Origin of the sequence: Streptomyces sp. NPDC006551 (assembly GCF_040611675.1) — a bacterium.
Classification (GTDB): Bacteria; Actinomycetota; Actinomycetes; order Streptomycetales; family Streptomycetaceae; genus Streptomyces.
The window spans coordinates 62,476-73,695 of the sequence record NZ_JBEXOT010000037.1; the positions used below are offsets into that span (position 1 = coordinate 62,476).

General features: G+C 72.0%; 11 protein-coding genes and 1 tRNA gene. 7 read left to right on the forward strand and 5 right to left on the reverse strand.

What is annotated here, in order from left to right; all coding sequences use genetic code 11:
- Window positions 1-113: 113 nt before the first annotated feature.
- A complete protein-coding gene (locus ABZY12_RS26595; RefSeq protein ID WP_356894536.1) occupies window positions 114-929 on the reverse strand; it encodes an SOS response-associated peptidase in 816 nt (271 codons plus the stop codon).
- A gap of 51 nt (window positions 930-980) precedes the next feature.
- Here ABZY12_RS26595 and ABZY12_RS26600 point away from each other — a divergent pair, with 51 nt between their 5' ends.
- The 4 genes from ABZY12_RS26600 to ABZY12_RS26615 all read left to right on the forward strand — a co-directional run bounded on the left by ABZY12_RS26600 (window position 981) and on the right by ABZY12_RS26615 (window position 4,467).
- A complete protein-coding gene (locus ABZY12_RS26600) occupies window positions 981-1,667 on the forward strand; it encodes a M50 family metallopeptidase (RefSeq protein WP_356894538.1) in 687 nt (228 codons plus the stop codon).
- 29 nt (window positions 1,668-1,696) lie between these two features.
- Complete coding sequence (gene aroA / locus ABZY12_RS26605; protein ID WP_356894540.1) at window positions 1,697-3,034, forward strand: 3-phosphoshikimate 1-carboxyvinyltransferase; 1,338 nt, start codon at window positions 1,697-1,699, stop codon at window positions 3,032-3,034.
- A 3-nt stretch (window positions 3,035-3,037) separates the two neighbouring features.
- Window positions 3,038-4,051 (forward strand): ribosome small subunit-dependent GTPase A, encoded by a 1,014-nt coding sequence (gene rsgA / locus ABZY12_RS26610; protein ID WP_356894542.1) that lies wholly within the window; start codon window positions 3,038-3,040, stop codon window positions 4,049-4,051.
- 92 nt (window positions 4,052-4,143) lie between these two features.
- Complete coding sequence (locus tag ABZY12_RS26615) at window positions 4,144-4,467, forward strand: multidrug efflux SMR transporter (protein ID WP_356894544.1); 324 nt, start codon at window positions 4,144-4,146, stop codon at window positions 4,465-4,467.
- Here the strand turns inward: ABZY12_RS26615 and ABZY12_RS26620 are convergent.
- Window positions 4,433-5,080 carry a TetR/AcrR family transcriptional regulator gene (locus tag ABZY12_RS26620; RefSeq protein ID WP_356894546.1) on the reverse strand — a complete coding sequence of 216 codons (648 nt, stop codon included), beginning with the start codon at window positions 5,078-5,080 and terminating at the stop codon, window positions 4,433-4,435. The two genes, ABZY12_RS26615 and ABZY12_RS26620, sit on opposite strands and share 35 nt — an antisense overlap.
- Before the next feature lie 106 nt (window positions 5,081-5,186).
- Here ABZY12_RS26620 and hisN point away from each other — a divergent pair, with 106 nt between their 5' ends.
- Together hisN and ABZY12_RS26630 are read left to right on the forward strand one after the other, a co-directional pair.
- Window positions 5,187-5,987, forward strand: coding sequence for a histidinol-phosphatase (gene hisN / locus ABZY12_RS26625; protein ID WP_356894548.1), 801 nt, complete (start codon window positions 5,187-5,189; stop codon window positions 5,985-5,987).
- A gap of 146 nt (window positions 5,988-6,133) precedes the next feature.
- Complete coding sequence (locus ABZY12_RS26630) at window positions 6,134-6,535, forward strand: CBS domain-containing protein (RefSeq protein WP_356894550.1); 402 nt, start codon at window positions 6,134-6,136, stop codon at window positions 6,533-6,535.
- A 68-nt stretch (window positions 6,536-6,603) separates the two neighbouring features.
- Here the strand turns inward: ABZY12_RS26630 and ABZY12_RS26635 are convergent, their stop codons facing one another.
- On the reverse strand, window positions 6,604-8,055 hold the full coding sequence (locus tag ABZY12_RS26635) for a catalase (RefSeq protein ID WP_356894552.1): 1,452 nt from the start codon (window positions 8,053-8,055) through the stop codon (window positions 6,604-6,606).
- A 182-nt stretch (window positions 8,056-8,237) separates the two neighbouring features.
- Here ABZY12_RS26635 and ABZY12_RS26640 point away from each other — a divergent pair, with 182 nt between their 5' ends.
- Window positions 8,238-8,657: a Fur family transcriptional regulator gene (locus ABZY12_RS26640; protein WP_356894554.1), complete on the forward strand. Its 420-nt coding sequence runs from the start codon at window positions 8,238-8,240 to the stop codon at window positions 8,655-8,657.
- Between the two features lie 137 nt (window positions 8,658-8,794).
- Here ABZY12_RS26640 and ABZY12_RS26645 read toward each other — a convergent pair.
- Together ABZY12_RS26645 and ABZY12_RS26650 are read right to left on the reverse strand one after the other, a co-directional pair.
- Window positions 8,795-8,868, reverse strand: a tRNA-Met gene (locus tag ABZY12_RS26645).
- Between the two features lie 58 nt (window positions 8,869-8,926).
- Window positions 8,927-10,966: a tetratricopeptide repeat protein gene (locus tag ABZY12_RS26650; RefSeq protein ID WP_356894556.1), complete on the reverse strand. Its 2,040-nt coding sequence runs from the start codon at window positions 10,964-10,966 to the stop codon at window positions 8,927-8,929.
- Window positions 10,967-11,220 lie beyond the last annotated feature (254 nt).

Genomic DNA, 11,220 nt, shown 5'->3' on the forward strand with positions numbered 1-11,220 from the left:
GGGCGCCGGGGCGTGGCAGCACGGGGTCGGAACAGCGTGCCGACACGCGCCGGGGCGGGGCAGCACGGGGTCGGAACAGCGTGCCGACACGCGCCGGGCGGGGCAGCACGGGGTCAGAACAGCGTGCCGACCTCCGGCCCCTCCAGCTCCTCCAAAAGCTCCGGCCCGTTGTTGCGGACGTTGCTGACCGCCGTCGCCACCGGGTACGCCCGCATCAGGCCCTCCGGCGGCGGTGCGAGGAGGGAGCGCAGCTCCTCCACGTCCGTCCGGCGCGGGTCCAGCCACGCGTCCCAGCGGTCCGGGGTCATCATCAGGGGCATCCGGGGGTGGATGTCGGCCAGTGAGCGGGGCCCCTCCGCCGGAGCGACGCCCAGCGGACCCTTCTCCGCCTCCGTGGTGATGACCGAGCACGTCACCCACCACGCCGCCGGGTGGTCGTCGGGCAGCGTCCGGTCCCGCCAGAACTCGTAGAGCCCGGCCATCGCGAACACCGAGCCGTCCGCCGGGGTGACGAAGTACGGCTGCTTCCGCGGCCGCTTCTTCTTCCCCTCGACCTCCAGCTCCCGCTCGCCGGACCCGGTCACCCACTCGTAATAACCGTCGGCCGGCAGGAGGCACCGGCGTGCGGAGAACGCCCGCTTGAACGACGGCTTGTCGTGCACCGTCTCCGCCCGCGCGTTGATCATCCGGGCGGCGCCCTCCGGCGTCTTCGACCAGGAGGGCACGAGGCCCCATTTCAGCGTGCGCAGCTGGCGAACCGGCCGGGGCGATTCCGCGTCTTTCAGAGGACGCTCCAGTACCGCGTAGACCTCCTTGGTCGGGGCCACGTTCCAGTCCGGAGCCAGGGTCTCCTCGGGCTCCCACTTCTCGACCTCGAAGAGACCGACCAGGTCCTCGGGCCGCCTGCTCGCCGCATACCTTCCGCACATACGTGCCACACTGCCACGATCCACGTCCGCTCCGAGGAGGCCGTCCAGAAAATGACCGAAGTCCTCGGCACCCAGCCCGCCCCCGAGCAGTGGCTGGTGATCGCCACCGCCCTGGCCGCGCTCGCCGTCGTCGTCCCCCGGATGGCCTGGCGGCTGTCACGCAACGCGATCACCATCGCCCACGAGGGCGGTCACGGTCTGATCGCCCTGGTCACCGGCCGCCGCCTCCAGTCCATCCGGCTGCACTCCGACACCAGCGGCCTGACCGTCTCCCGCGGCCGTCCCACCGGCATCGGGATGATCCTGACGGCGGCCGCGGGCTACATCGCCGCCCCGCTGCTCGGCCTCGGCGGCGCCTGGCTGCTCGCCGACCACCGGATCACCCTGCTGCTGTGGGTCGCGACCGCTCTCCTGCTCGCCCTGCTCGTGATGGTCCGCAACGCGTACGGGATCTTCACCGTCCTCCTCACGGGTGGGGCCTTCCTCCTGGTCTCCTGGCTGACCGGGCCGGACGTCCAGTCGGCGTTCGCGTACTCCGTCGTCTGGTTCCTGCTGCTCGGCGGGGTGCGGCCGGTCTTCGAGCTCCAGCGCAAGAGGCGCCACGGAGGCGCGCCGGACTCCGACGTCGACCAGCTCGCCCGCCTCACCCACGCGCACGCGGCGATATGGCTCTTCCTCTTCCACGCGGTCTCGATCTGCTCCCTGATCGGCGGAGGCCGCTGGCTGCTGGGGCTGTAGCCGGCGAGGGCCGCACTAAAGTGAGGGGCATGACCGAACGCTCCGCACCCTTCGAGCACGCCGACCCCTCTTCCGACCTCTGGCCCGCCCCGTACGCGAGCGGAGCAGTCGACGCGACCGTCACCGTGCCCGGGTCCAAGTCGGTCACCAACCGCGGCCTGGTCCTCGCCGCGCTCGCCGCCGAGCCGGGCTGGCTGCGCCGCCCGCTGCGCTCCCGCGACACGCTGCTGATGGCGGAGGCGCTGCGCACGCTCGGCGTGAAGATCGAGGAGGGCGTGGGCCCGGACGGCACGGGCGAGGCCTGGCGGATCATCCCGGCCGCGCTGCGCGGACCGGCGAGCGTGGACGTCGGCAACGCCGGCACGGTCATGCGCTTCCTGCCGCCGGTCGCCGCCCTCGCCGACGGGCCGGTGCACTTCGACGGCGACGCCCGTTCGCACGAGCGGCCGCTGCACGGCGTGATCGACGCGCTGCGGGTGCTGGGCGCCCGGGTCGAGGACGACGGGCGCGGCGCGCTGCCGATGACCGTGCACGGCGGTGGCGCCCTGGAGGGCGGCCCGGTGGAGATCGACGCCTCCTCGTCCTCGCAGTTCGTCAGCGCCCTGCTGCTCTCGGCGCCCCGCTTCAACCAGGGGGTGGAGGTACGCCATGTCGGCACGAAGCTGCCCTCCCTCCCGCACATCCGGATGACCGTCGACATGCTGCGGCTGGTCGGCGCCCAGGTCGACGAGCCGGAGACGGGCGGCGAGCCGAACGTCTGGCGGGTCTCCCCCTCGGCGCTGCTCGGCCGTGACCTGACGGTCGAGCCGGACCTGTCCAACGCCCAGCCGTTCCTGGCCGCGGCCCTGGTCACCGGCGGCCGGGTCACCGTCCCGGACTGGCCGGCCCGCACCACCCAGCCCGGTGACGCGCTGCGTGAGATCTTCACCGAGATGGGTGGCTCCTGCGAGCTGACCGACGCCGGGCTGACCTTCACCGGCACCGGCCGGATCCACGGCATCGACGTCGACCTGAGCGAGGTCGGCGAGCTGACTCCCGGCATCGCGGCGGTCGCGGCGCTGGCCGACTCCCCGTCCACGCTGCGCGGCGTCGCCCATCTGCGGCTCCACGAGACGGACCGTCTGGCGGCGCTCACCAAGGAGATCAACGAGCTCGGCGGCGATGTGACGGAGACCGAGGACGGTCTGCGCATCCGCCCGCGCCCCCTGCACGGCGGTGTCTTCCACACGTACCACGACCACCGCATGGCGACGGCGGGCGCGATCATCGGCCTCGCGGTCGAGGGCGTGGAGATCGAGAACGTGGCGACGACGGCCAAGACGTTGCCGGACTTCCCGACGATGTGGACCGAAATGCTCGGAGTCTGAGCCATGCGGCGTTACGGGAAGCACACCGACGAGGACGACATCCGCCAGCGGCCCAACCGCAAGGGCAACCGTCCGCGCACCAGCATCCGCCCGAAGCACGAGGACGCGGTCGAGGGCATGGTCCTCACCGTCGACCGGGGCCGGCTCACCGTTCTGGTGGACGACCGGGTCGTCATGGCGATGAAGGCGCGCGAGCTCGGCCGCAAGGCCGCGGTCGTCGGGGACCGGGTCTCCCTGGTGGGCGATCTGTCCGGCGAGAAGGACACGCTGGCCCGGATCGTCCGGATCGGTGAGCGCAGCTCCGTCCTGCGCCGTACGGCCGACGACGACGATCCTTTCGAGCGGGTGGTGGTCGCCAACGCGGACCAGCTGGCGATCGTCACCGCGCTGGCCGACCCCGAGCCGCGGCCGCGGTTGATCGACCGCTGTCTGGTCGCCGCGTACGACGGCGGGCTCACCCCGCTCCTCGTGCTGACGAAGTCGGATCTGGCGAAGCCGGACGAGCTTCTGGAGATGTACGGCGCGCTCGGTGTGCCGTACGTGGTGACCACGCGCGACGAGTTCGTGGACGGGGTCGCGGCGGAGCGGGTCCACGAGCACCTCAAGGGCCGGACCACGGCGTTCGTCGGACATTCGGGCGTCGGAAAGACGACGCTGGTCAACGCCCTGGTGCCGGAGGACAGGCGCCGGTCGACGGGCCATGTCAACGCGGTCACGGGCCGTGGCCGGCACACCACCACCTCGGCGCTCGCGCTGCCGCTGGACGACCCGGCCGGTGGCTGGGTGATCGACACTCCGGGCGTGCGTTCCTTCGGGCTGAACCATGTGGACCCGTCCCGGGTGATCCTCGCCTTCCCCGATCTCGTGCCGGGTACGGAGAACTGCCCGCGGGCCTGCAGCCATGACGAGCCGGACTGCGCGCTGGACGCGTGGGCCGCGGAGGGGCACGCGGATCCGGCGCGGCTGTACTCACTGCGACGGCTGCTCGCCACCCGCGAGCGACGCGAGGGCGACTGAGTCGCGCACGTTCGCCGTCGACCGCGCAGGGTAAGTGCATAATCGCACCGAGTGGGCCGAAGCAGTCACCGACGGCGTGGGAGGCACTGACGATGGCGTGGCTGCTGGTGGTGCTCGCCGGTCTCCTGGAGACGGGGTTCGCGGTCTGCCTGAAGCTGTCGCACGGTTTCACCCGGCTCTGGCCGACCCTCGCCTTCGCGGTGTTCGCCCTGGGCAGCTTCGGTCTGCTGACCCTCTCACTGAAGAAGCTGGACGTCGGTCCCGCGTACGCGGTGTGGACCGGGATCGGCGCGGCCGGTACCGCGATCTACGGAATGATCTTCCTGGGGGACGTCGTCTCCACCCTCAAGATCGTCTCGATCACGCTGGTGATCTGTGGCGTCATCGGTCTCCAGCTCTCGGGTTCGTCCCACTGAGGGAGTGCCGCACCCGCATCCGGGCCAGCTCCTCCCGGACCAGGAAGAGGGGATCGGCCGGATACCCGGGCGCGACGACGCTCGACAGGGTGAGACGCAGGACGATCTCGCAGGAGCGCAGCGTCTCGGCCTCGTCCGCGGTCGGCCACGCCGTGCGCAGCGCGGCGGCGGCCCGGTCCCTCGCCTGCCCGAGCAGCTCCGCGGGGGACGGCGTGCCCGCGTCGGCGCGCCGCTGGGCGGGGACGACGGCGGACCGGGAGCGGGCTCTCGCCGGGCGGGGCACGGGGAGGCGTTCGCCCCAGCAGCCGGTGAGCAGCGCGCGCAGCAGCGGACGGGACCGGGCCTGGGTCAGGGTCCACTCGGCGACGGTGGCGAGGGTCCGCTCGGGAGGCGCCGGTGCGGCGAGCAGCCGCTCGACGCCCTGGAGGTACGCGTCGGCCTCGCGTCGCACGAGGGCGCGGGCGAGACCCTCCTTGCTGCCGAACTCGTTGTAGAGCGTCTGCCGGGAGACCCCGGCGGCCGAGGCGACGTCGACCATGCGGACGGCGGACCAGGGCAGCGTCGAGAGGGCCGTGAGCGCGGCGCCGAGCAGGGCCTCACGGGCAGTCGGCATCGTCGCCTCCCGGCCAGAACGGTTCTGCGCTCAGCGTTGACGGGCGACCACGCACTGTCAAGGGCTCTCGTGTGACCACGTCTCTTCGGGGGATAGAGTTTCGACCATGGCCGATTACCACGATGATCTGCGTCTCGCCCACGTTCTCGCGGATGCCGCCGACGCGGCCACCATGGACCGGTTCAAGGCGCTCGACCTCAAGGTCGAGACCAAGCCGGACATGACGCCGGTGAGCGAGGCGGACAAGGCCGCGGAGGAGCTGATCCGCGGCCAGCTGCAGCGGGCCCGGCCGCGCGACGCGATCCTGGGCGAGGAGTACGGCGTGGAGGGCACGGGCCCCCGCCGCTGGGTGATCGACCCGATCGACGGCACCAAGAACTACGTCCGCGGGGTACCTGTCTGGGCGACGCTGATCGCGCTGATGGAGGCCGGCGACACCGGTTTCCAGCCGGTGGTGGGCGTGGTCTCCGCCCCGGCGCTCGGCCGTCGCTGGTGGGCCGCGAAGGGCGCGGGCGCGTACACCGGCCGCAGTCTGACGTCGGCGACCCGTATGCACGTCTCGAAGGTCGGGGAGCTGGCGGACGCCTCCTTCGCGTACTCCTCGCTGAGCGGCTGGGAGGAGCGGGGCCGGCTGGGCGGCTTCCTCGACCTCACGCGCGCGTGCTGGCGGACCCGGGCGTACGGCGACTTCTGGCCGTACATGATGGTCGCCGAGGGGTCGGTGGACATCTGCGCGGAGCCGGAGCTGTCCCTCTGGGACATGGCGGCGACGGCGATCGTGGTGCAGGAGGCGGGTGGCACCTTCACCGGCCTGGACGGTCAGCACGGTCCGCACAGCGGCAACGCGGCGGCGTCGAACGGACTGCTCCACGGCGAGCTGCTGAGTTATCTGAACCAGAAGGGCTGATCGCCTCGGGCGCCCCCACGAACGCCTTGCACGCCCCCTTGTTGGGTACGTCCCCCGGTGCCACTCTGAGAGTCCCCCCACTTGTGAACTTGTGAATTCGTTCTCGTTGAAGGCGGGAACGGTTCACCGAGGAGGTGGCTCCCTTCATGCTCGTCCGTGACGCCATGAGTACGGTGGTTCTCACCATCGGACCCGCCCACACCCTCCGGCAGGCGGCCCGGCTGATGTCGGCCCGCCGCGTCGGCGCGGCCGTCGTTCTGGACACCGACACCTGCGGCCTCGGCATCCTCACCGAGCGCGACATCCTCAACTCGATCGGCGCGGACCAGAATCCCGACCACGAGACCGCAGGCGCCCACACCACCAACAACGTCGTCTTCGCCGCACCGACCTGGACCCTGGAGGACGCCGCGGAGGCCATGACGCACGGCGGCTTCCGCCATCTCGTCGTACTCGACGGGACGGGGCCGGTCGGCATCGTTTCGGTGCGCGACATCATCCGATGCTGGACCCCCGCGCTCCGGCGCCCGCACTCGCTGGCCGGATAGCGCCCGGACAGCGCGAGAGGGCCGGACTCCCGTACGGGAGTCCGGCCCTCTGTCTACGACAAGCGCCCTCAGCCGCGCAGGGCCTGGACCGCGGCCTCGAGCCGCTTGCCGAAGTCGCCGTCCGCCTGGCGGAAGTTGTTGATCGCCCGGTCGGCGATGTCGTCACGCGACACCTTGGCGATGAAGCCCGCCAGGTTGTCGATGAGACGACCCTTCTCGTCCTCGGACATCAGGCGGTACAGGTTGCCCGCCTGGACGAAGTCGTTGTCCTCGGAGTGGACCGGAGCGGCGTGGTCGCCGGTCACACCCGTCACCGGGACCGGCTGCCACAGCGGGCGGTCGATCTGGTGCGGGCCGCCGAAGGAGTTCGGCTCGTAGTTCTTCGCACCCTTGTGGCGACCGTCGTACAGGAAGCCGTCACGGGAGTTGGTGCGCGCCTCGGTGGCGTGCGGGCGGTTCACCGGCAGGTGGTCGGCGTTGATGCCGACGCGGTAGCGGTGGGCGTCGCCGTAGGCGAAGAGACGGCCCTGGAGCATCTTGTCCGGGGAGGGGCCGATGCCCGGCACGAAGTGCGCGGGGCTGAAGATCGACTGCTCGACCTCGGCGAAGATGTTCTCCGGGTTGCGGTTGAGCTCCAGCTTGCCGATCTCGATCGGCGGGTAGTCCTCGTGCGGCCACACCTTGGTGAGGTCGAACGGGTTGAAGCGGTAGGTGGCCGCCTCGGCCGCCGGCATGATCTGGACCTGCACGGTCCAGCTCGGGAAGTCACCGCGCTCGATGGCCTCGCGCAGGTCGCGCTGGTGGCTGTCCGGGTCCTCACCGGCGAGCTTGTTGGCCTCGTCCTGGGTGAGGTTCTTGATGCCCTGGTCGGTCTTGAAGTGGTACTTGACCCAGAAGACCTCGCCGGCCTCGTTGTTCCACTGGTACGTGTGCGAGCCGTAGCCGTTCATGTGGCGGTACGAGGCGGGGATGCCACGGTCACCGAAGAGCCAGGTGACCTGGTGGGTCGACTCCGGGGACAGGCCCCAGAAGTCCCAGACGTTGTCCGCCTCCTGCGAGCCCGTGTACGGGTCGCGCTTCTGGGTGTGGATGAAGTCCGGGAACTTGATGGCGTCCTTGACGAAGAACACCGGGGTGTTGTTGCCGACGAGGTCGTAGTTGCCCTCTTCGGTGTAGAACTTCAGCGCCCAGCCGCGCGGGTCGCGCACCGCGTCGGCCGCGCCGAGGTTGCCGGCGACGGTGGAGAAGCGCAGGAACGTCTCGGTCTGCTTGCCGACCTCGGAGAGGAACTTGGCACGCGTCCACTGGGAGACGTCACGGGTGAGCGTGAAGGTGCCGTAGGCGCCCGCACCGCGCGCGTGGACGACGCGCTCCGGGATGCGCTCACGGTTGAAGTGGGCGAGCTTCTCGAGGAGGAGCTGGTCCTGGACGAGGACGGGACCGCCGACGCCCGCCGTCTCGCTGTTCTGATTGTCGGCGACCGGCGCTCCGGCCTCCGTGGTGAGCGGTCCCTGCGTCACGTGCGCCTCCTGCGTCAATTCCTGCAAGTCCTGTCCTTCGGCCGACTGCCCCGGTCACACGCCCCGGGGAAACACTTGGCCAATGCCGGGTTCGATCCTACGATAGACAATGTCTAAGTCAAGTGAACTTCCAAAGTCACACCCATTCGGGACGCGGATCCCATGACTGTTAGGCTGGTCCTATGAGTGACCTGTTGGAACGACTGCGCGGCCGCGGCTGGCGGATGACCGCGCAGCGCCGCGTCGTGGCCGAGGTCCTCGACGGGGATCATGTACACCTGACCGCCGACGAGGTCCACGCGCGCGCCGTGGAGAGGCTGCCGGAGATCTCGCGGGCGACCGTGTACAACACGCTGGGCGAGATGGTCACGCTCGGCGAGGTCATGGAGGTCGCGACGGACGGCCGCGCCAAGCGGTACGACCCGAACGCGCACCGTCCGCACCAGCACCTGGTCTGCGGCCGCTGCGGCGCGATCCGTGACGTGCACCCGGCGGGCAACCCGCTGGCGGACCTCCCGGACACGGAGCGCTTCGGCTTCACGATCTCCGACGTCGAGGTCACGTACCGGGGCGTCTGCCCGAACTGCGCCGCCTCGGCCTGAGACGACGAGAAGCCCCCACTTCGGTGGGGGCTTCTTCCATGTCCGGACCCGGTCGCGTGCCCCTATCGGGTCACGGACCGCACGCACGCATGACGAAGGCCCGGATCCATGCATCGGATCCGGGCCTTCGTTTTCAGTAGCGGGGACAGGATTTGAACCTGCGACCTCTGGGTTATGAGCCCAGCGAGCTACCGAGCTGCTCCACCCCGCGTCGGTGAACCCAACCTTACGGGACGCCCACGACCAGCGCAAATCCCTTGCGCGCCGGCCTACGCGGTCAGCTCCTGGTGCAACGCCTCGCTCAGGCGTGCGGCCCGCTCGGCCACCTCCGCGGGGCCCAGCTCGACCGCACGGGCGCACCAGCGCCGCCCCTCGGTCAGCTCGCCCCGCCGCGCCGCGAGCAGCGCGAGCCGCAGGGCGGCGCGGCCGTGTCCGGCGCGGGCCGCTCGGGTCCACCACAGGGCCGCCTCGCGCTCGCTGCCCTCGCGGGCGAGGAGCAGACCGAGGTTGAAGGCGCCGTTGCGGCTGCCGGCCTCCGCCGCCTCGCGGTACCAGTGCGCCGCCTCCGCCACGTCACCGCGCGCGGCGGCGAGCATGCCGACCCGGACCTGGGCGCGCCGGTGTCCCTGCTGGGCGGCCCGCTCGTACCACTCCTCGCACTCGGTCTTCTCCTCGCGCGGGGCGCCGAGCGCGGGCGGTCCCGGCTCCGGCCGGCGCGCGTCGAGGACGGTGGCGAGCCGGAACGCGGCTTCGGGGCTGCCCCCGCCCGCCGCGCACCGCAGGTACCGCTCGGCGGACTGCTCGTCGCCGTCGCGCAGGCAGGCGATGCCGACCTGGAGGGCGGCTTCGGTGTGCCCCGCGGCGGCGGCTCGTTCGTACCACCGCAGCGCCGTACGGTCGTCGTCGCGACCCGCGTAGAGGATGCCGAGGTTGAAGGCGGCGTCGACGCTGCCCGCCTCGGCCGCCTTGGAGAACCAGGGCTCGGCACCACCGGCGTCGCCGGCCTGCAGGAGCAGCACCGCGAGGGCGTTGGCGGCCTCGCGATGGCCCGCGTAGGCGGCGCGGCGGTACCACTGCTCGGCCTGCTGGGTGCGGTCCTGGGCGGCGCAGAGCAGCCCGAGGTTGTACGCCCCGTTCACATCGCCGGCGTCCATCGCGGCGCGGTACCAACGCTCGGCCGTCTGCTGCTCGCCCCGGGCGGCGTGCAGGGCGCCCAGCGCGTTGGCGGCGTTGCCGTCGCCGTCCTGGGCGGCGCGCAACCACCACACGGCGGCGCTCTCCTCGTCACCGGCGTCCCGCAGCAGGAACCCGAGCGCGCAGGCGGCCTTGGCCTCGCCCGCCTTGGCGGAGCTGAGGTACCAGCGGCCGGCCTCCTTGAGCTCGCCCCGCTTCTCCAGGATCGCGCCGAGGTGGAGCGCGGCCCGCCGGTGACCGCGCGCGGCGGCCTGCCGGAACCACTGCTCGGCCTCGGCCAGGTCGCCCCCGGGCGGCACGGTGCCGGCGGCACCGGCGCCGGCAGGCGCACCGGGGCGGGCGGCCTCGTCCGGGCGCTCGCCGATGATGGCGTGCGGGCCCGTGCCGGTCGCGGCGTGCGGGCCCGCGCCGGCGCCCGCGTCCGCGTGGCGGTCGGTGCCGACTCCCGCGCCGATGCCGTGCGGGGCCGTGGCCGCCCCCGTGACGGGGCCCCCCGTCGCGCCGGTGGCGCGGCGCTCCAGGGTGCGGGCGAGCCGGTAGGCGGCCTCGCGGTGCCCCCGCTCGGCGGCGGCGCGGAGCCAGCGCTCGGCCCCGACGTCGCTGCGGTGCTCCAGGAGGTCGGCGAGGGCGTACGCGCCCAGGGCGTGGCCCTGCTCGGCGGCCTGGCGCAGCCAGTACTCGGCGGCCGGTTCGTCCCCGCGCTCGCGGTGGTGGCGGCCGAGGGCGTGGGCGGCGGCCGCGGAGCCCGCCACGGCGGCGACCCGCCACCAGCCGGCGGCCTCGTCCGGGTACCCGCGCTGGTGCAGCAGCACCCCCAGGTTGTTCGCCGCGGCACGGTCCCCCTCGGCCGTGGCCCCGCGCAGATACGGCTCGGCGCCGTCCAGGTCCCCGCGGCGCAGCAGCAGCGCGCCGAGCACGCTCATCGACGCGGCGTCGCCGTTCTCGGCGGCGCGCCGGTGACGCGCCTCGGTTTCGGTCTCGGTCTCGGCGGTGGTGTCGACGGCCGCATCGACGGCCCCCGCGGCCTCGATGATGTCATCCGCGGCATTCTTGGCGTGCCGCTGCACAAACCGCCCTGTCTCCAACAGAGTTGCCCTGTCCCCCATAAATCCCATCGTCGCACCACCCGCAACGCGCGTACACCTGGTATACCGCAGCCAGTGAGGTCACTTCAGCGTTTTGTCGACATGCCCACAGAGAGATAAGTCAAACACGTCTCGTCCCAACTCGCCCCATCCCGCGCGCCCTTCGGGGCGCGTGGCGGCCACCGGAACATGACGAGGGCCCGGATCCTGATGGATCCGGGCCCTCGTCTTCAGTAGCGGGGACAGGATTTGAACCTGCGACCTCTGGGTTATGAGCCCAGCGA

Bases quoted from the DNA above. Each gene is read 5' to 3' on its own strand.
- ABZY12_RS26600 (WP_356894538.1), top strand. From the start codon at position 981: ATGACCGAAGTCCTCGGCACCCAGCCCGCCCCCGAGCAGTGGCTGGTG.
- ABZY12_RS26640 (WP_356894554.1), top strand. From the start codon at position 8,238: ATGAGTGACCTGTTGGAACGACTGCGCGGCCGCGGCTGGCGGATGACC.
- rsgA (WP_356894542.1), top strand. From the start codon at position 3,038: ATGCGGCGTTACGGGAAGCACACCGACGAGGACGACATCCGCCAGCGG.
- ABZY12_RS26650 (WP_356894556.1), bottom strand. From the start codon at position 10,966: ATGGGATTTATGGGGGACAGGGCAACTCTGTTGGAGACAGGGCGGTTT.
- ABZY12_RS26615 (WP_356894544.1), top strand. From the start codon at position 4,144: ATGGCGTGGCTGCTGGTGGTGCTCGCCGGTCTCCTGGAGACGGGGTTC.
- aroA (WP_356894540.1), top strand. From the start codon at position 1,697: ATGACCGAACGCTCCGCACCCTTCGAGCACGCCGACCCCTCTTCCGAC.
- ABZY12_RS26595 (WP_356894536.1), bottom strand. From the start codon at position 929: ATGTGCGGAAGGTATGCGGCGAGCAGGCGGCCCGAGGACCTGGTCGGT.
- ABZY12_RS26630 (WP_356894550.1), top strand. From the start codon at position 6,134: ATGCTCGTCCGTGACGCCATGAGTACGGTGGTTCTCACCATCGGACCC.
- ABZY12_RS26620 (WP_356894546.1), bottom strand. From the start codon at position 5,080: ATGCCGACTGCCCGTGAGGCCCTGCTCGGCGCCGCGCTCACGGCCCTC.
- hisN (WP_356894548.1), top strand. From the start codon at position 5,187: ATGGCCGATTACCACGATGATCTGCGTCTCGCCCACGTTCTCGCGGAT.